This window comes from Salipiger sp. HF18 (genome assembly GCF_011806505.1).
In the GTDB taxonomy this organism is placed as follows: Bacteria; Pseudomonadota; Alphaproteobacteria; order Rhodobacterales; family Rhodobacteraceae; genus Salipiger; species Salipiger thiooxidans.
In genome coordinates, this window is record NZ_JAATOS010000012.1 from 20,809 (window position 1) to 39,404 (window position 18,596).

An 18,596-nucleotide genomic window follows, 5' to 3' on the forward strand; every position below is an offset into this window, starting at 1 on the left:
GATGGCGCATCAGACGATCAGGGACATTCTCGCCGACCACCCGGCCTTCCTCGGGTTCGACGGGGCGGCGCTCGATCTCATCGCGGGCTGTGGCCGCAACATGCGCTACAGGGCCGGTGAGCTGCTGTTTCGCGAAGGCGATGCGGCCGAGACCGTGGTGATCCTCAGGCACGGCGATGCCGCCATCGAACTCGCCGCGCCGGGCCGCGGAACGCTCAGGGTCGAGTCGCTGCATCCCGGCGATATCGTGGACTGGTCCTGGCTGCTGCCGCCCTGCCGTGCCATGTCGGATGCCCGCGCCGTCACCGATGTCGCCGCCATCGCGCTAGATGCCCGGTGCGTGCTCGACAAATGCGACGAGCACACCGAGCTCGGCTACCGGCTGTTCAGGCTCTGGCTCCCGCACCTTGCCCGACGCGTCCGGATGCAGCGGCTGCAGCTGCTTGATCTCTACGGCGCCCATGCCCGCTGAGGTCGCGCTCTCCGTGCCCATGCGGCCACAGCCCTACCGGGTGACCGAGGTCCTGCGCGAGCTCGACGACGTCGTCACCCTGCGACTTGCCGCCGAGGACCGCGCACCGCTGCCGTTCCGGCCCGGGCAGTTCAACATGCTCTACGCCTTCGCCATAGGAGAGATCCCGATCTCGATCTCGGGCGATCCGTCGCGGCCCGACGAATTGCTGCACACGGTGCGACGGGTCGGCGCCGTCTCCTCGGCGCTTGCGCAGCTCGAACGGGGAGCGGTGCTGGGGCTGCGAGGCCCCTTCGGCTCGCACTGGCCGGTGGAGACCGAACGCGGCCGGCACCTGCTCTTCGTCGCGGGCGGTCTCGGCCTTGCGCCCCTGCGACCCGCGATCTGCCGCGCCCTGGCGCGCCGGGCCGACTACGCCGGCATCACGCTGGTCCTTGGCGCCCGGTCACCGCGAGAGATCCTCTACGCATGGCAGCTCGCGGGCTGGGCCGCCGCAGGGGCGATGAAGATCCATGTCTGCGTCGATCATGCCGGGCCCGAATGGGGCGGCCCGGTCGGTGTCGTCACCTCGCAGTTCCCACGCGCACTCGACGGCGTCGCGCCGGACCGGGTGTCGGCCTTCCTCTGCGGGCCCGAAATCATGATGCGCCACGGCTGCGGCGACCTCGAGCATCTGGGCATTCACCCGGATCGCATGTGGATCTCGATGGAGCGGAACATGAAATGCGCCACGGGACTCTGCGGTCACTGCCAGTTCGGCGCGGATTTCGTCTGCCGCGACGGCCCGGTCTTCCGCTACGACCGGGTGCGCCGCCCCCTCGGGATCAGGGAGGTATGACCATGACCCGCCCGAAACTCGCGGTCTGGAAATTCGCGTCCTGCGACGGCTGCCAGCTCTCTATTCTCGATTGCGAGGACGAGCTTCTTGCCATCGCGGACCGGATCGACATCGCCTATTTCCCCGAGGCTTCCAGCCGGATGGCGCCGGGGCCCTACGACCTCTCGCTCGTGGAGGGCTCGATCACGACCGCCGATGACGTGGCCCGCATCAAGGACATCCGCGACCAGTCCCGGACCCTCGTCGCGATCGGGGCCTGCGCCACGGCGGGCGGCATCCAGGCGCTGCGCAACACCGCCGACGTGGCGGAGTGGACCCGGCTCGTCTATCCGCGCCCGGAGTATATCGAGACGCTCGCCACCTCGACCGCCATCGCCGACCACGTGCGGGTCGACCTCGAGCTGCACGGCTGCCCGGTGTCGAAGGCGCAGCTTGTCGAACTGGTCACCGCCGTGCTGGCCGGACGCCGACCGCAGATCCCCAGCGCGGTGCAATGCGTCGAATGCAAGCGCCACGGCACGCCCTGCGTGATGGTCTCGCACGGCACCCCCTGTCTCGGCCCGGTGACCCGGGCGGGGTGCGGCAACCTCTGCCCGTCGGTCGGGCGCGGCTGCTACGGCTGCTTCGGCCCCGTCGAGGGGGCGAACACTGACGCGCTCGCAGCGCAGTTCCGCAGGCTGGGGCTTCCGGAGGCCGCACGACGCGCGCTCTACGGTGGGGTCACCTGCGCGGCCCCCGCCTTTGCCGCGGCGAGAGGCCGCCATGACTGAGCGCACGATCAAACTCGACCTTCTGGCGCGCGTCGAGGGTGAAGGGGCGCTCTACGTGAAGCTGCGCGGCGAAAAGATCGAAACGCTCGAGTTCCGGATCTTCGAGCCGCCGCGTTTCTTCGAGGCCCTGCTGCGGGGACGGCCCGCGACCGATGCGCCGGACATCACCTCGCGGATCTGCGGCATCTGCCCGGTGGCCTATGTCATGAGCGCGAGCCAGGCCGTCGAGCAGGCGCTCGGCATCGCGATCCCCCCCGAAATCCGCGCCCTGCGGCGGCTGATCTACTGCGGCGAGTGGATCCAGAGCCACGTTCTGCACGCGGCGATGCTGCATGCGCCGGACTTCCTGGGCCTGCCCGATGCGATGGAGATCGCCCGGGCCGAGCCCGATCTCGTGCGCACGGCGCTACGCCTGAAGAAACTCGGAAACACCCTGATGGAGGTCATCGGCGGCCGCGCCGTTCATCCGGTCAACACACGGGTCGGCGGCTTCTACCGTGCGCCCGATGCGGACCGGATCGCGGCGTTGGTGCCAGAGCTCGAATGGGGCGCCGGGGCCGCCCGCGACATGGCGCTTGCCTTTTCGCGCTTCGAGTATCCCGACGACGCGGCCGACTACACCTTCGTGTCGCTGGTGAACCCCGACGAATACCCGATCCTCGAGGGCCGCATCGGCTCCAACCGGGGGCTCGACATCGGCATCGACGCCTTTTCCGGCTCCGTCCGGGAAAGCCAGGTCGCCCACTCGAACGCGCTGCACGCCCATCTGGCCGACGGGACGCCCTACATGGTCGGCCCGCTGGCGCGCTACGCCAACAATCACGACCGGCTGCCCGAGGCCTGCCGCCGGACCGCGCACGAGGCAGGGCTGGGCCCGGTGGAAAGAAACCCCTTCAAGTCCATCCTCGTGCGCATGATCGAGGTCCAGTTCGCGTGTCTTGAAGCCCTCCGACTGGTCCGGTCCTACGTGGAACCCGCCCCGGCCTGCGTCGAGGCACCGCCGCGCGCGGGCGAGGGCTTCGGCTGTACCGAGGCGCCGCGCGGGATCTGCCATCACAGCTACGTCCTCGACGACGATGGCACGCTCGTATCAGCCAGCATCGTGCCGCCCACCTCGCAGAACCAGCCGCAGATCGAGGCGGACCTCGCGCGCGTTGTCCTGAGTTCGCTGGATCTGGACGACGACGCGCTCCGGCAGCGCTGCGAGCGGGCGATCCGGAACTACGATCCCTGCATTTCCTGCGCGACCCATTTCCTGAAGCTCACGGTGGTCCGTGCCTGACCCGCGCCCCGCCTTTTCGCTGTTCATCGGGGTGGGCCACCCGTTCCGCCGCGACGACGCGGTCGGGCCATGGCTGGCGGAGAGGCTGGCGCTGGCCGGGTGCCGCGCGCTTGCGCACACCGGCGACGGGGCGGACCTCGTGGGGCGCTTCGGGATGGCCAATGACATCCTCATCGCGGATGCCACGCAGAGCGGCGCCCCGCCCGGACACATCCGCATGATCGACGCGCGCGCCGCCCCCCTGCCCGACCGGACCTTCCGCAACTCCACCCACGAGCTCGGGCTCGCCTTCGCGGTCGAGACCGCACGGGCGCTTGGTCTCCTCCCCCGTTCGCTCTGGGTTTTGGGGATCGAGGGGCAGGACTTCGGCTTCGGCGAAACCCTGTCGCCTGCGGTTGCCCGCGCTGCGGAGGCTCGGGTCGAATGGCTGCTGGATCGCCACGACGGGCCGGCTCGGGGCTGGCAGCCCCCACCGGGATCGCGCCCCGGAAAGAAGTCGCCCTGAGATGAGCCCGCCTCCTGCTCCGGCAAGGCAATTTCACCTTATCGTCAGAGTCCGACCGGCCGGCATCCGGTCTGCGACCTCGGGAGCGGCCAGCGGGCGCCAGGGTGCGGCTCGTTTCAGTCGAAACCCGCGCCGCGTCACCCCGACCGACCGCGCTCCGCGACCGATCTTCGCAAGGACGGCAAGACGCATTGCGCCGATGGGCCCATAGCGCCAATGCTGGCGCTGGCCGGTCCGGCGAGGGGCCAGACCACAGCCACACCTTGCCAGAGGGGACGGCTCCCGGAGGGACAGAAGACATGGCAGACCGCGACGACAGCGTGCCGTTTCATGCGCTCGGGCACCGGCAGGTGCTCGATGGGTTGCGCACCTCCGCGGAGGGGCTGAGCCACGCGGATGCGCAGCTTCGTCTTGCCGAGCATGGGCCGAACCAGCTTCCCGAGCCCGCCGGGCGCCCGGCGCTGGTCCGGTTTCTCCTTCAGTTCCGGAATGTGCTGATCTACGTGCTGATCGGGTCCGCGGTGATCACCGCCGCCCTGCAGCACTGGGTGGATACCGGCGTCATCCTCGCGGTGGTCCTGATCAATGGCGTGATCGGTTTCGTGCAGGAGGGACGCGCGGAACAGGCAATGCTCGCGATCCGGGGCATGCTGGCGCCGCAGTGCTCGGTCCTGAGGGATGGGCGGCGTCGCAGCATTGACGCCGCAGAGCTGGTTCCCGGCGACATCGTGCTTGTCGAAGCCGGAGACCGCGTTCCCGCCGACCTCCGGCTGATCGAGGCCCGCGCGCTCAAGGCAGAGGAAGCCATCCTGACGGGCGAGTCCATCCCGGTCGACAAGGCCATTGCAGCGGTTGCCGCGGCAAGCCCCCTCGGGGATCGCAGCTGCGTGCTGTTCTCGGGAACGATGGTCGTCGCGGGCACCGGCCGTGGCGTGGTCGTCGCCACCGGCAGCGCCACGCAGATCGGCCAGATCAGCGGGCTGCTGTCGCAGGTCGAGACGGTGAAGACCCCCCTGCTGACCCAGATGGACCACTTCGCGCGCCTTCTCACGGGGATCATCCTGATCGTTGCCGCGACGCTCCTCGCCTACGGCTACCTCGTGCGGCATCTGGTGTTCTCCGACCTCTTCATGGCGGTGGTCGGCCTCTCGGTGGCCGCGATCCCAGAAGGGCTCCCGGCGGTGCTGACGATCACGCTCGCGGTCGGGGTCCAGCAGATGGCCCGGCGCAACGCCATCGTCCGTCGCCTTCCCGCCATCGAGACCATAGGCTCGGTCTCGGTGATCTGCACCGACAAGACCGGCACGCTGACCCGCAACGAGATGATGGTGGCGCGCCTCGCGGCGGCAGATCGCGTCTACACGGTCAGTGGGCGCGGATACGCCCCAGACGGCAGCATCCATCGGTCCGATGCCGAAATGGGACCGCAGGACGACGCCCTGCTGACGGCTTTCGCCCAGGCCACCTGGCTCTGCAACGACGCCCTCCTGCATGCGCACGGGGACGGCTGGCAGGTCGAGGGCGACCCGATGGAGGGCGCCCTCATGGCGCTGGCGGGCAAGATCACCGGCGACGGCCCCGCCCCCCTGCGCCAGTGGAGCCGGACCGACACGATCCCGTTCGATGCCGCGCATCGCTACATGGCCACGCTGCACCACGACCACGAGGGGCACAGCCGCATCCACGTGAAGGGTGCCCCGGAGGCGATCCTGCCGCTGTGCCGAGACCAGCTTGCACCGGATGGCGCACCGGCGCCGCTCGATGCCGGTCGCTGGCACGACACGGTGGAACGGTTCGCCGGGGACGGGCTGCGCGTGCTGGCGGTGGCAATGCGCGTGGCGCCGCCGGGGCAGACCGTGCTTGAAGCCTCGGACCTGCCCGGAGAGCTGACCCTGATCGGTCTGGTTGGCCTGATCGACCCGCCACGCCCCGAAGCGATCGAGGCCGTGGCGGACTGCCATGCGGCGGGGATCCGGGTGAAGATGATCACCGGCGACCATGCCGCCACCGCCCGCTCCATCGCCCGGGAGATCGGACTGAGGAACGTGCAGCAGGTTCTCACCGGCGCGGATGTCGAGGCCATGGGGGAAGACGCCCTCGCCGACGCGGCGCAGGACACGGACATCTTCGCCCGGACCTCGCCCGCTCACAAGCTGCGGCTGGTAACGGCGCTGCAGTCCCGCGGTCTCACCGTCGCCATGACCGGTGACGGCGTCAACGATGCACCGGCGCTCAAGCGCGCGGATGCGGGCATCGCGATGGGCCTGAAGGGAAGCGCTGCCGCGAGGGAAGCCGCGGCCTTCGTTCTGGCGGATGACAACTTCGCCTCGATCGCCACCGCCGTGCGCGAGGGGCGGACCGTCTTCGACAACATCAAGAAGGTGATCAGCTGGACCCTCCCGACCAGCACCGGCGAGGCCATGACCATCGTCGTGGCACTCTTCGCCGCGATGCCCCTGCCCATCACCGCAGTCCAGATCCTCTGGATCAACCTGATCACCGCCGCGACGCTCGGACTGGCCCTCGCGTTCGAGCCGGCCGAACCGGGCACCATGCGGCGGGCCCCCCGCCCCCGGAGCCAGCCGCTTCTGACCGGAGAGCTGGTCTGGCACATCGCCCTCGTCTCGTGCCTGTTCCTCGTGGCCGTGTTCGGAATGTACTTCCACGCCATCGCGCAGGGCCATTCCACCAACCTTGCGCAGACGATCGCGATGAACACGATGGTCGTTCTGGAGATCTTTCACCTCTTCTTCATCCGCAACATCCACGGCACCTCGATCACCTGGGCGGCCGCGCGCGGCACGCCGGTCGTCTGGGCCTGCGTCCTGATCGTGACCGCCGCGCAATGCGCGATCACGTACCTGCCCACCCTCCAGGGGATCTTCAAGACGGCCTCCGTGCCGATCGCGGACGGCGTCCTCATCATCGCAGTGGGCGTGGTCTTCTTCGGACTGATCGAGCTTGAGAAACGGATCCGGTTGTCTTTCCGCGCCTCACATCGGCACCCATCGGAGCGGGATCAGGGCGCACACTGAAAGCCCGTCGGGCATGGTGCTCGGCACGTGAGATCGCTGTTTTCCGAGCTGGGTCTTGGTGACAGGCTGGTCGGGGCTGGCACGGCACGGTCGTCCTGGCCAACCCCGGCGAAGAGCGGACTCCGGCGGCTTGGACCGAGCTGCCCGAGCGCCACCACCACGCACGCCGTCAGAGCAGCATTACAGCGATCCACTGCCCGGGGGCAGGGCATTGCGCGGCTGTGTCCCGAGAGGGGCCGGGTTTCGGGCGCAAGCGCGCAGCCGGGCCCCCGCGCAGGCCATGATCTCGCGCGAGGTCTCGTGCAGGCGTCGGCGGCGACGGGTTCGGGTGACACCCTCGCAACGCCGCCTTGGCCAGCAGATCGAAGACAAGATGGACCGACACCGGGGCCTCTGGCCGGGCTCGGTCGGGATCAAGCCCAGCCGAGCGCCGGGCGCCTGCGCTGAGGCGCCCTGCCGGGCACGGACATCTCGGCGACGGCAGGGCGGCAGGTCATTCGCCGCCGGGTGTCGGCATCCCCACTCCCCGTCCCAAGGCGCTCATGAGGCCCAGAGGTCATTCAGCCTCCCTCACCGAAAAGCTGCGCGTCGGAAATTTCGAGGCGCGCGACGAGCAGGCTGCAGTTCAGGCTGTCGCAAAGCGCGGTCGTGACCGATCCTCGCAGCCACCGCGCCATGGCCCCCTGCTTGTGATGCCCGACCACGACGAGATCGGCCCCGATCTCGTGCGCCACGGCCGTGATGCGCTCCACGGCGAGACCCCGCTCGAGGCGGGTTTCATGGGGAAGTCCCATCCGGAGCAGGCGCGCGGCGCCTTCCTCGAGAACGTCCCGGACCTCGTCCGTCGTGTCCGGGCCCATATAGACCGTGCTCGCATCGCCCACGTAGATCTCGGATGCGTGTTCCACGACGGCCAAAAGCACGACACGCGCGCCGCATTCCCGGGCGAGCTTCGCCCCTTCGCGCAACGCCAGCCGCCCCTCGAGGGATCCGTCATATGCCAACAGGATCGTGCTATACATGGTTGCCTCCGCTCATATTTTCCCGCTTCCCGCTCCACGATACGCCTGCGAGCGCCTTCGAACAATCGCAGCGTCTGAAGATGTGGAGGCGCCTCATCTGCCGAGCGCGCAGCAAACCCATGATGGGCATCTGCCTGACCCGCTAAAACGCAATCGCCTGAAAGAAAAAGGGCGGCCCCCGAAGGCGCCGCCCCGCAAAAGCGATCCAGGCTGCGCAGCTTACCAGGAGGTCAGAACGGTGCCGTGGTACTTCTCTTCGATGAACGCCTTGATCTCGGGGCTGTGGTAGGCATCGATCAGCGGCTGCACCCAGTCCTGCCCCTCGTCGCCTTCACGCACCACGATGATGTTCACGTAAGGGTTGTCGGCGCTTTCCATGGCGATGGAATCTTCCTTCGGGTTCAGACCCGAGGCGATCGCGTAGTTGGTGTTGATCAGCGCCGCGTCGAGGTCGGCGAGCGAGCGCGGGAGCTGCGCGGCGTCGAGCTCGCGGAAGCGCATGTCCCTGGGGTTCTCGACCACGTCGAGGACGGTGGGGACAAGACCGGTGCCCTCGGCCAGCTTGATCAGCCCCAGTTGCTGCAGCACCAGCAGCGCGCGGCCGCCGTTGGTGGGGTCGTTCGGGATGCCCATGGAGCCGGCCTCGGGGAAGTCGTCCATCGCGGTGATCTTATCGGAATAGACGCCCATCGGGGTGGTGATCGTGGTCGCGATCGGCACCAGCGCGAAGCCGCGGTCCCTAATCTGGTTGTCGAGGTAGGGCTCGTGCTGGAACGAGTTGGCCTCGATGTCGCCATCGGCCAGCGCCTGGTTCGGCACGACGTAATCCGAGAATTCGACCACGTCGATGTTCAGGCCCATGGGCTCGGCGATCTTGGCCACCTCTTCCATGATCTCGGCATGCTCGCCGGGGGAGACACCGACCTTGATGTCGGCAGCGGTCGCGGCACCGGCCATCAGGGCCAGCGCGGAGACGAGGGGAATCATACGCTTCATGGGATTTCTCCTTCCATCTGCGTTCTTATTGTTGGTTCAGCGGCCGCGGTTGCGCGGCGCGCGCTTGTCGACAAACCGTGCCAGCCCCTCGCCCAGGGACTGCGCGAGCTGGACCAGCACGATGAGGATGACGACGACCGCCAGCATTACCTCGGGCATGAAGCGCTGGTAGCCGTAGCGAATGCCGAGATCGCCCAGACCCTCGCCGCCCACGGCGCCCACCATGGCCGAGTAGCCGATCAGGCTGACCACGGCGAGCGTGAGCCCCAGCGCAATGCCGGGCAGGGCCTCGGGGATCAGCACCTTGCGGATGATCTGCAGCGGCGTCGCGCCCATGGCGCGGGCGGCCTCGATCAGGCCGCTGTCGACCTCGCGGATGGCATTCTCGACCAGCCGCGCGATGAAGGGCACGGCGGCGATGGTCAGCGGCACGATGGCGGCGGTGGTCCCGATGGAGGTGCCCGCGACAAGCCGGGTGAAGGGGATGATCGCCACCACGAGGATGATGAAGGGCACCGAGCGCGTGGCGTTGACCACCAGCCCCAGCACCTTGTTCACCGCGGGCGAGGACAGCAGCTCGCCCCGCTGCGACACGGCGAGGTAGGTGCCCAGCGGCAGGCCCAGCAGGGTGCCGAGCGCGCCGGAGACGGCGACCATGTAGAGCGTCTGCAGGGTCGCTTCGAGAAGCATGTTGATGAGGTTAGCCGACATAGCCGAGGACCTCCGTGAGCAGTTCGTGGCGTTCAAGGTAGGCGCGGGCCTCGGCGGCGCGCTCGGCCTCGACCGAGACCAGCAGGTTGCCGAACGGATGCGCGCCGATCTCCTCGATGGCACCGGCCAGGATGTTGACGGCGATCCCCAGCTCCGAGGTCAGCCTCGCGAGCATCGGGTCGGTGGCATGGCGCCCGGCAAAGGTGATGCGGATCACCTCCTGCGACGGCCCCTGCGGCCGCTCGGCCTGAAGCCGGCCCGCGATGAAGCTCGGCAGGGTGATGCCGGTGATCCCCGACAGGAACGACCGCGTCGTCGGGTGCGTGGGATCGGCGAAGACATCGTAGGTCGGCCCCGCCTCGACGATGCGCCCGCCGTCGATCACCGCCACGTGGCTGGCGATGTCGCGCACGACCGCCATCTCGTGGGTGATCAGCAGGATCGTGAGGCCCAGATCGCGGTTGATGTCGGCAAGCAGCTTCAGCACCGTCTGGGTGGTCTCGGGGTCGAGCGCCGAGGTCGCCTCGTCCGACAGCAGCACCTTGGGCTGGGTGGCGAGCGCCCGGGCGATGCCCACGCGCTGCTTCTGCCCGCCCGAGAGCTCCGCCGGGTAGCGGCGGCTGAGCGCCTCGAGGCCCACCCGCGCGATCAGGTCGTCGACGCGGCGCTTGATCTCGGCCGAGGGCACGCCTGCGATTTCGAGCGGCAGGGCCACGTTGCCGTAGACCGTACGCGAGCTCAACAGGTTGAAATGCTGGAAAATCATGCCGACGTCGCGCCGGATCCGGCGCAGCTCGGCGGCACCTGCACGGCCGACGTCATGGCCGGCGACGGTCACCGTGCCGGAGGTCGGCTGCTCGAGCCCGTTGACCATGCGAAGGAGCGTCGACTTGCCCGCGCCGGAGCGCCCGATGATCCCGGTGATCGTGCCCGCCGGCACGTCGAGATTGACGCCCTCGAGCGCCATGACCTGGCCGGAGCCCTTCTTGTCGAAGGACTTTCCCAGGTTCTGGAAGGTGATCGCGGCACCTGATGTCTGTCTGTCGGCCATCCAAGCCTCTCGTCTGCACCCATGTCCTCCGTCCGGCGCGATAGACCGGATCTGCTTCTGGAGCGCAAGACCAGGGACCGCACAATCGCTGTGCCCTCAGAGCGGGTTTGCCCGATCTCCGGGCGGTTCCTCGACCGAGCTGCGGCCTCCCGAAGCCACCCAGCGGCAGGTGGCGTGTCCGTGGCGACCCGAGCGTCACATCCCGGCCCCTCGCGCCTTTGGGACCGGGCGTTACGGGCGCGTGCCCCGTGTTCGCTTCAACCGGCCCCTGCGACGCTGGAGCTTTCGGACAGGGATCACCCGCGATCCTGCGCCCCGTCCGGTCGCATGAAATTGAGCACAGCAATCTGGCGGCGTCAGGCCCCCTCGGACGGGACGCGACCCCGACCTTGCCCTCGGCGGCTCGTCTCTTGGGCATGTCAGCGCACCTCTCTTTCCCGACATGCCCCCGACAGCTTGCAGGCCCCTCCGGGCTGTCTCCCGGGTCAGTACCCGGCGATGACACCGGGAACGTCGGCCTCGTCGGGGAAGAGGCAGTCGAAACCCGTCAGGCCGGTGGCCTGCCCTCCGGGGCCCACGTGGATCGAGGGCATCCCGAGCCGCCGGGCGCCGGCGATGTCGGTGTCGGGGTTGTCCCCGATCATCACCGCCGCTTCGGGCGCGACCGGGCCCAGTGCCACCCGGAAGAGATGCGCCGAGGGTTTGCCCGCCACGCAGCTCCGGGCCTGCGGGACGCAGGCTTCGAGCAGGGCGAGCAAGGCGCCGGTCTCGATCACCGGGCCGTCCTCGCCGGGATGGGTAAGATCGGGGTTGGCGACGATCAGCGGCAGCCCCCGCGCGAGCAGCGGCATCGCCGCCTCGAGCTGGGACCGGCTTGCGTCGCGGCAGAGCACCACCGCCTCGGGCGTGGCGGCCAGCGGGTCGAGCCCAAGCGCCCGGGCACGCGCCTGCATCGCCGCGCCCGCGAGCAGCAGCAGCCGTCCCGACGGCACGCGCCGCTGCGCCATCCCCAGAGCCGCCTCGCCCGCCAGCACGATCCGCCCGGCCGGGAGCATCAGCCCCAGCCCCGCCAGCCGCCGGGACAGGGTCTCGGCGGTGTCGGTCGAGTTGTTGCTGACGATGACCAGCCGCTCGGCATGGCGCCGCACGAAACCCGCGACGCCCGGCAGCACGCGGGCGCCGGACACGAGGCAGCCGTCGAGATCGCAGAGGATCCGCTGCGCCCCGTCCAGAAGGCCCCGCGCCCGGGCGATGCGCGCCTCGAGCGGCAGGACCGCGCCGGAAAGCCCGTCACTCATAGATCGGCGAAGCCCGGGTGGCGCATCGAGGTGGCGTAGCCCTCGCCGAATTCGCCCTCGGGTGCGTTCAGCGGGAAGCGCGGCGCGCGGCTTGCGAACTCGTGCAGGTGGACGGTGACGCAATCCTCGTCCGCCAGCACCACGCCATAGGCGGGCTCGGCGAGATCGCCGGGGATTGCGGACTCGTCCGCCTCGAGATCCAGTGCCACCTGGTGGTTGAGGCCGCGCATACAGGAGTAGGAGATGCCGCGCCAGTTGCCGAAGATCGCCCGGTGGACGTGGCCGAAGAACAAGTGCCGGATGCGGTCGCGATGCGGGGCGACGACCTCCCAGAAGGCCGCGTGGTCGTGCATCATGATCGCGTCCATCGACCTGATGCCATGCCGGAACGGCGGGTGGTGCATGAAGAGGAACACCGGGCCCGGCGTCTCTTCGAGCTGCCGCTTCAGCCAGGCCAGCCGCTTGTCGCAATAGCCGCCCGCGTGGGTGCCGGGCATCTTGGTGGCGAGGAAGAGACAGGTGCCCTGCGGCGTCTCGCGGCGCGACTGCACGAAGCCATTCTCGTCGCGCGCCACGTCGGGGAAGCGCCCGGCAAAAGCGGCAGTGTCGTCGTGGTTGCCCACCATCAGCACCAGCGGCATCGAGAGCCGCCGGATCTGCGCCTCGAAGGCGGCATAGGCATCGGCGTCGCCCCAGTGTGTCAGATCGCCGGTCACCACGGTGAAGGCAGCGTCGCCATGCTCGGCGTTGATGCTGTCGACGGCCAGCGCCAGACGGCGGGCCGGGTTGGCGCCGTAGAGTGTCCGGTTGCCGCCGATGACATGGGTGTCGGTCAGATGGATGAATTTCATGCGGGGGGCCTGCGTCTTCGGGTAAGGGGCAATGGGTGGGGGCGGCACGCACGGCGCCGCCCCCGGTTGTTGGAGGCGCGGATCAGCTGCGCGGCAGCAGGTCCTCGATTTCTTCGGTCAGCTCTTCCTGCAGCTCTTCCATGTCCTGAGCGTCGCCGGTGACGATGCGCTCGAGGCCGTCGTAGATCACCTGGGTGATGGCGAGCCCGTTGTCGCCCGGGTAGGCCTGCCAGTCACGCAGCAGCGGCAGCTGCTCGACCGCGGTCGCCTTCTGCGGGTTCTGCTCGTAGAAATCCACGAGGATGATGTCGTTGGCGGCACGGTTGGGCGGCATGTAGCCGGTGGTACGCGCCACTTCCGCAGCCCCCTCGCCCGAGGTGATGAACTTCAGCCACTGCCACGCGGCCTCGCGCACCGCCGGGTCCTCGGAGGTCGAGGTCATCACCGCGGCGTTGCCACCGGCGGGCAGGCCGTCGGGTGTGCCGTCGATACCCGGGTAGGCGCCCGTCTCGAAGTCGAAATCCGCCTTGATGGTCATCATCCGGCCGACGTTCGAGGTCGAGGTATACATCAGCGGCAGCTCGCCCGCGGCGAAGGCCGAGACCGCCTCGTCGCCGGTCAGGTTGCGCATGTTGCAGCCGTCGACGATGTGCTTGACCGTCTCGAGCGTCTTCAGCGCCTCGGGGCTGTCCATGTTGATGCGGCCGTCCTCGACAGGGGCCTTACCCTGGGTCCACATCAGCGCCTGGAAGAACCAGTTGCCGGTGATCGCCCAGTCCCAGTAGATCGGGTTCTCGACGCCGTTGTCGATCAGCGTCTGGCAGGTCTCGACGACCTCGTCCCAGGTGGTGGGCAGGGTCTCGACCCCGGCCGCGGCCAACGTGTCCATGTTGTAGTAGCCGACCGGCAGCGACACCGAGAACGGCAGGCCGTAGACCTCGCCGTCGAAGGTCGAGAGCGACAGCATCGCCTCGTGGTAGCCGTCCTTCTGGAAATCGGCCTCCCCGGCGATGAACGGCTCGAGCGACTGCGCGATGCCGCGATCGACGAGGATCTGCTGACGGTTCAGGCCCTGCATGGTGACGTCGGGCAGATCGCCCGAGACGGCCTCGCGCAGGATGGTGTTCGAGGCATCCTCGTATTCCTCGTAGGAGGCGCGGATGTTGATGTCGATGTTCGGGTGCGCCGCCTTGAAGGCCGGCATGATCGCCTCGTAGGTCACGTCGAAGAGCGACGAGTAGGGGTAGACGAAGTCGATGGTGACGCTGTCCTGCGCGAGCGCGGGAAGCGACGAGGTGGCCAGAAGAACGGCACCGAGCGAGAGCTGTTTCATGGAAGTCTCCGGGGGTCTGGGGATCGGGGTGTCGGGAGGGTGTCGCCGGGCCGGGAGGCCCGGCGCGCGGGTTGCGAAAGGGTTCGTGAGTGGTGCGGGGCCTGCGCCCCGTTGGCGGTCACTTCATGCCCGAGAGGGTAATGCCCTCGATGAAGCGACGTTGGGCCAGCATGAAGGCGGCGATCAGCGGCACGACAATCACCGTCGCCGTCGCCATCATGGGGCCGTAGAGGTTGCCGTCGGCTCCGGCCTGGAACTCGCGCAGGCCGAGCGGCGGGGTGAAGAGGCTGCGGTCGCCGGTGACGACGATGCGCGGCCAGAAGTAGTCGTTCCAGTGCGCCACGACCGAGAAGATGGCAAAGGCCATGAGCGCCGGGATCGCGGTCGGCAGCATCACCCGCCAGACGATGGCGAACTCGCTCATGCCATCCATGCGCGCCGCGTCCACGAGGTCGTCGGGCACCGTCATGAAGAACTGGCGCATCAGGAAGATGCCGAAGGCCGAAACGATCCACGGCACCACCAGCGCGGCGTAGGTGTTGGTCAGCCCGATCCTGGCGAGCCCGAGGTAGAGCGGCAGCGCGATGGCGTGCACCGGGATCAGCAGGCAGAAGAGCACCAGCCCGAACACCGCCTCGCGGCCCCAGAACTTCAGCTTCGAAAGCGCATAGGCCGCGGGCAGCGCGATCACCATCTGCAGCAGGAAGATCGACGCGGTCACGATCACCCCGTTCAGCAGGTAGCGCATGAGCGGCGCGTCCTGGAAGGCCGAGCGATAGTTGAAGACCACCGGGCGCAGCTCGCAGGCGTCGTTGGCCTCCTCGGTCAGAGTGGCGAGGATGGCGCCGTCGTCGCGGCGCGGGAAGCGGTCGCGGGCGGCCTCGACGTCGGCCCGGCGCGGGGCGCTGCGCAGGGCGCATTTCGGGTCGACCATCATCTCCTGCGCACCGAAGAGTCCGCCGGTTCCGCGCTCGATCTCGGCGGGTGATTTCAGCGAGTAGCTCAGCATCACGAGGAACGGCGCCAGCACCACCACGGCACCGATCAGCAGGATCAGGTGCCGGATGATCAGGGAGGGCGAGAAGCGGGTCATGCGTAATGCACCTTCCGTTCGGTGAACCAACGCTGGATCAGCGTCAGGATCATGACAAAGACCAGGAACAGCACGGTGATCGCGGCGCCGAGCCCGACGAGGTTCTGGGTCACGCCCTTCTCGTAGATGGCGAACATCATCACGTAGGCCGACTTGCCGGGCCCGCCGCCGGGCGAGAACAGCGCCTCGACCGTGTCGAAGGCCTGAAAGGCACGGATGCAGGTGATGGTGACGACGAAGACCGTGGTCGGGCCGAGCGCCGGCCATGTCACCAGCCGGAACCGCTCCCAGCCTGAGCGGGCGCCGTCCATCTCGGCGGCGGCATAGAGGTCGCGCGACACGCCGGTGAGGCCCGCGAGGTAGAGCACCATGTTGAAGCCGAAGCCCTGCCAGATGCCGATGAAGCAGACCACCCAGATGGCGTAGTCGCGGTCACCGAGCCAGAGCGGGGTGCCCTCGGAACAGACGCGGCCGAACCACGTGCTTTCCGGTGCCAGCCCGAGGAAGGAAAGGCTGAAAAGGCCTTCCAGTGCGGGTTGCGCGCAGACCCACTCCAGCCCGCGGTTCACCACCCCGATCGAGGGGTGCAGCATCAGTTGCCAGACGATGGTCATGGCCAGCAGCGTCGCCATCACCGGCAGGAAGTAGATCGCCTTGTAGACCCCTGCCCCGCGGCTCAGCGACTGGATCAGCAGCGCGGCCCCCAGCCCGAGCCCGACCGAGAGCGGCACCACCGTCAGCACGTAGGTGAGGGTGGCGCCCAGCATCTTGGCATAGGTCGAGCGGGTGAAGATGCGCTGGTAATTCTCGAGCCCGACCCAGTTGAAGCCCGGATTGCCGAGCGCGTAGTCGGTGAAGCTCAGCACCACGGCCAGCAGCACCGGCGCGATCAGGATGGTCAGCATCAGCGCCAGCGCGGGCGCGCTCATCAGCCAGCCCGCCCCGGCCTGACGGCGGTCGGCATCGACCGCCCGGCGCCGTCGCGGCGGGTCGATGGGAAGCGTGTCGGTCGCGGTCATGCCCACGCCTCGCGAACGGCGGGCGCGGTTGCCACCACGCGGCGCAGGCGCCGGCCCTCGGCGTCGAAGAGCATGGCGCGGGCGGGATCGACCCGCAGCCCGGCCTCTGCCCCGAGCCCCAGCCCCGCCCGCAGCGCCGGATCGGCGCGCAGCACCACCCGGTGGCCGCCGCCGTCGAGGGTCACCTGCACGTAGATCTCGTGGCCGAGGTTCTCGGAATGCGCCACCCGGCCCGAGAAGATCGGATCCCGCCGCGTCAGCGTCAGCGCCTCGGGGCGCAGCCCCAGCGACAGCGCCCGGCGGCCGGGTTCGAGCTGCAGCGGCAGCGCACGGCCCATGACCGAGACCCTGCCCGCGCTGTCGCTCTCGGCGGGCAGCACGTTGATCTTGGGCGAACCGATGAACTCGGCCACGCGCAGGTCGACCGGGTCCTCGTAGATCCGCGCGGGCGTGTCGCACTGCAGGATCTCGCCGCCCATCATGACCGCGATGCGGTCGGACATGGTCATCGCCTCGACCTGGTCATGGGTGACGTAGATGAAGGTCGCGTCGAGGCGGCGGTGCAACTCGGCGATCTCGGTGCGGGTGTGCACGCGCAGCTTGGCGTCGAGATTCGAGAGCGGCTCGTCGAGCAGGAAGGCCGCGGGCGAACGCACCAGCGCCCGGCCAAGCGCGACCCGCTGCCGCTGCCCGCCGGAAAGCTGCCCGGGCTTGCGGTCGAGCAGCCGGTCGATCTCGAGCGTGCCGGCGGCGTCCTGCACCCGGTCCTCGATCTCGCGCAGCCGTGCCGTGGTGCCGGGCATGAAGCGGCCGACGAGCGGCAGGCGCTGCGCGGTGCTCAGCCGGCGCATCCGCAGCGGCACCGCGATGTTCTCGGCCACGGTCAGGTGCGGGTAGAGCGCGTAGGACTGGAACACCATCGACAGGTTTCGGTCGGCGGCGCGCAGACCATCGACCGGCGCGCCCGCGATCTCGACCGAGCCCGCGCTCTGGCCCTCCAGACCGGCGATGATGCGCAGGAGCGTGGACTTGCCGCAGCCCGAGGGACCCACCAGCGACACGAACTCGCCGTCGCCTACCTGCAGGTCGACCCCGCGCAGGACGTCGGTCTCCTTGAAACTCTTGCGGATGCCCCGAAGGGTCACTGTGGCCAATACCCTGTCCTCTTGCCGTGTGCCGCGGTGCGGCATCTGACGGCGAGCTACAGGGGATTCTTGTAATCTAGATGACGCATTATCACTTTAGATTATGGCTCCAACAACCATCGGAGCCCAAGTGAAACGTCCCACCGCCGCCCAGCTACGGGCCTTCAATGAGGTCGCCGCCACCGGCAGCTTTTCCCGCGCCGCGCGCTCGCTCGGCCTGTCGCAGCCCGCGATCACCGCGCAGATCAAGGCGCTCGAGGACGGGTTCGCCGTGCGTCTCTTCGACCGCACCGCCAGCGGATCCGAGCTGACGGCGCTCGGGCACCGGCTGTTCCAGCGCACAGCCGAGCAGCGCGACGTCGAGCGGGACGCGGCCGAGATCCTGCTGACCGTGCGCAATCTCGACGTGGGCGAGCTGTCGATCGCCGCGGGTGCCCCCGGCCCCGCGATGCAGCAGGTGGCGCGGTTCCGGCAGCGCTATCCGGGCATCAAGATCGACATGTCCTTCGGCAACTGGCAGGACGTGGTAACCGCCGTGCGCGAGCGGCGCGCCGATCTGGGCATCCTCACCGCCGCGCCCTCGGGGAGCGAGATCTTCAGGGCACCGGTGCTCTATCAGTCGCTGGTGGCGCTGGTGCCCCGCGGCCACCCCTATGCGACCAACGCCAGCCCGCGGCTTGCCGATCTGGCCGGTCAAGCGCTGCTGTTCCGAAGCGGGCGCTCGCAGACCCAGCGCGAGCTGAACCTCGCGCTCAGGGCACAGGGCCTGTCACTGACGCCGCTGTTCTGACTGGAATCGCGCGAGGCGGTGTTCGAGGCGGCGGAACAGGGGCTCGGCATCGGGTTCATGTTCGACGCGGCCTCGGGGCGCTCGGGCGGCGTCGTGCGTGTTCCCATTGCCGACATCGACCAGACCTTCCCCGAGCACGTGTTCTGCCTGCACGCCAAGATCGCCTCGCCCACCGTGAGCGCCTTTCTCGAGACGTCGGGGATTGCCGCACCGGTCTGACCCCGGCCCCGGTCGAATCACGGCGCGCAACCGCTGCCGCAGGCCCCTCCTGCCCCGCATTGCGCCACCCGTGGCGCGGCGTCGACCGCGTGTTGCGTGATGCCACGACGCGGCGGAATCGTTTCATCCGGGATTAATCCGCGGGCAATGAGAACGTGATCGCTTA

18 protein-coding genes are annotated in these 18,596 nt (G+C 68.9%); 8 read left to right on the plus strand and 10 right to left on the minus strand.

Annotated elements, in window-relative coordinates; genetic code table 11:
* Nucleotide 1: 1 nt before the first annotated feature.
* The 6 genes from HC022_RS03075 to HC022_RS03100 all read left to right on the plus strand — a co-directional run bounded on the left by HC022_RS03075 (nt 2) and on the right by HC022_RS03100 (nt 6,902).
* The gene (locus tag HC022_RS03075; protein WP_167451288.1) at nt 2-472 is read left to right on the plus strand and encodes a cyclic nucleotide-binding domain-containing protein; all 471 of its coding nucleotides are present in this window, start codon (nt 2-4) and stop codon (nt 470-472) included.
* Complete coding sequence (locus tag HC022_RS03080; RefSeq protein ID WP_254884896.1) at nt 462-1,310, plus strand: FAD/NAD(P)-binding protein; 849 nt, start codon at nt 462-464, stop codon at nt 1,308-1,310. The genes HC022_RS03075 and HC022_RS03080 overlap by 11 nt, the downstream gene beginning before the upstream one ends.
* 2 nt (nt 1,311-1,312) lie before the next feature.
* Nucleotides 1,313-2,080 (plus strand): oxidoreductase, encoded by a 768-nt coding sequence (locus HC022_RS03085; protein ID WP_175583435.1) that lies wholly within the window; start codon nt 1,313-1,315, stop codon nt 2,078-2,080.
* Nucleotides 2,073-3,362, plus strand: coding sequence for a Ni/Fe hydrogenase subunit alpha (locus tag HC022_RS03090; RefSeq protein WP_167451290.1), 1,290 nt, complete (start codon nt 2,073-2,075; stop codon nt 3,360-3,362). Before HC022_RS03085 ends, HC022_RS03090 begins: the two co-directional genes overlap by 8 nt.
* Entirely contained in the window at nt 3,355-3,867 is a 513-nt protein-coding gene (locus HC022_RS03095; protein WP_167451291.1) for a hydrogenase maturation protease, read from the plus strand. Before HC022_RS03090 ends, HC022_RS03095 begins: the two co-directional genes overlap by 8 nt.
* 299 nt (nt 3,868-4,166) lie before the next feature.
* Nucleotides 4,167-6,902: a cation-transporting P-type ATPase gene (locus HC022_RS03100; protein ID WP_167451292.1), complete on the plus strand. Its 2,736-nt coding sequence runs from the start codon at nt 4,167-4,169 to the stop codon at nt 6,900-6,902.
* A 560-nt stretch (nt 6,903-7,462) separates the two neighbouring features.
* Here the strand turns inward: HC022_RS03100 and HC022_RS03105 are convergent.
* The 10 genes from HC022_RS03105 to HC022_RS03150 form a co-directional block, all read right to left on the minus strand.
* On the minus strand, nt 7,463-7,924 hold the full coding sequence (locus tag HC022_RS03105) for a universal stress protein (RefSeq protein WP_008887797.1): 462 nt from the start codon (nt 7,922-7,924) through the stop codon (nt 7,463-7,465).
* A gap of 219 nt (nt 7,925-8,143) precedes the next feature.
* Entirely contained in the window at nt 8,144-8,920 is a 777-nt protein-coding gene (locus tag HC022_RS03110) for a MetQ/NlpA family ABC transporter substrate-binding protein (protein ID WP_167451293.1), read from the minus strand.
* 36 nt (nt 8,921-8,956) lie between these two features.
* Nucleotides 8,957-9,631, minus strand: coding sequence for a methionine ABC transporter permease (locus tag HC022_RS03115; RefSeq protein WP_167451294.1), 675 nt, complete (start codon nt 9,629-9,631; stop codon nt 8,957-8,959).
* The gene (locus HC022_RS03120; protein ID WP_167451295.1) at nt 9,621-10,682 is read right to left on the minus strand and encodes a methionine ABC transporter ATP-binding protein; all 1,062 of its coding nucleotides are present in this window, start codon (nt 10,680-10,682) and stop codon (nt 9,621-9,623) included. Before HC022_RS03120 ends, HC022_RS03115 begins: the two co-directional genes overlap by 11 nt.
* 485 nt (nt 10,683-11,167) lie before the next feature.
* Complete coding sequence (locus HC022_RS03125) at nt 11,168-11,980, minus strand: HAD-IIA family hydrolase (protein ID WP_167451296.1); 813 nt, start codon at nt 11,978-11,980, stop codon at nt 11,168-11,170.
* Nucleotides 11,977-12,831, minus strand: coding sequence for a phosphodiesterase (locus HC022_RS03130; RefSeq protein WP_167451297.1), 855 nt, complete (start codon nt 12,829-12,831; stop codon nt 11,977-11,979). The genes HC022_RS03125 and HC022_RS03130 overlap by 4 nt, the downstream gene beginning before the upstream one ends.
* An 82-nt stretch (nt 12,832-12,913) precedes the next feature.
* Complete coding sequence (locus tag HC022_RS03135) at nt 12,914-14,164, minus strand: ABC transporter substrate-binding protein (protein WP_167451298.1); 1,251 nt, start codon at nt 14,162-14,164, stop codon at nt 12,914-12,916.
* A 118-nt stretch (nt 14,165-14,282) separates the two neighbouring features.
* Nucleotides 14,283-15,257, minus strand: a complete 975-nt coding sequence (locus HC022_RS03140; protein WP_167451299.1) for a carbohydrate ABC transporter permease — start codon at nt 15,255-15,257, stop codon at nt 14,283-14,285.
* Complete coding sequence (locus HC022_RS03145; RefSeq protein ID WP_167451300.1) at nt 15,254-16,276, minus strand: carbohydrate ABC transporter permease; 1,023 nt, start codon at nt 16,274-16,276, stop codon at nt 15,254-15,256. Before HC022_RS03145 ends, HC022_RS03140 begins: the two co-directional genes overlap by 4 nt.
* The gene (locus HC022_RS03150; protein ID WP_167451301.1) at nt 16,273-17,430 is read right to left on the minus strand and encodes an ABC transporter ATP-binding protein; all 1,158 of its coding nucleotides are present in this window, start codon (nt 17,428-17,430) and stop codon (nt 16,273-16,275) included. The genes HC022_RS03145 and HC022_RS03150 overlap by 4 nt, the downstream gene beginning before the upstream one ends.
* 121 nt (nt 17,431-17,551) lie before the next feature.
* On the opposite strand from HC022_RS03150, the gene HC022_RS03155 reads away from it, so the two are divergent.
* Both HC022_RS03155 and HC022_RS28945 read left to right on the plus strand, forming a co-directional pair.
* Entirely contained in the window at nt 17,552-18,211 is a 660-nt protein-coding gene (locus HC022_RS03155) for a LysR substrate-binding domain-containing protein (RefSeq protein WP_368484602.1), read from the plus strand.
* 18 nt (nt 18,212-18,229) lie between these two features.
* Nucleotides 18,230-18,430 (plus strand): hypothetical protein, encoded by a 201-nt coding sequence (locus HC022_RS28945; protein WP_254884903.1) that lies wholly within the window; start codon nt 18,230-18,232, stop codon nt 18,428-18,430.
* The last annotated feature ends 166 nt before the right edge of the window (nt 18,431-18,596 follow it).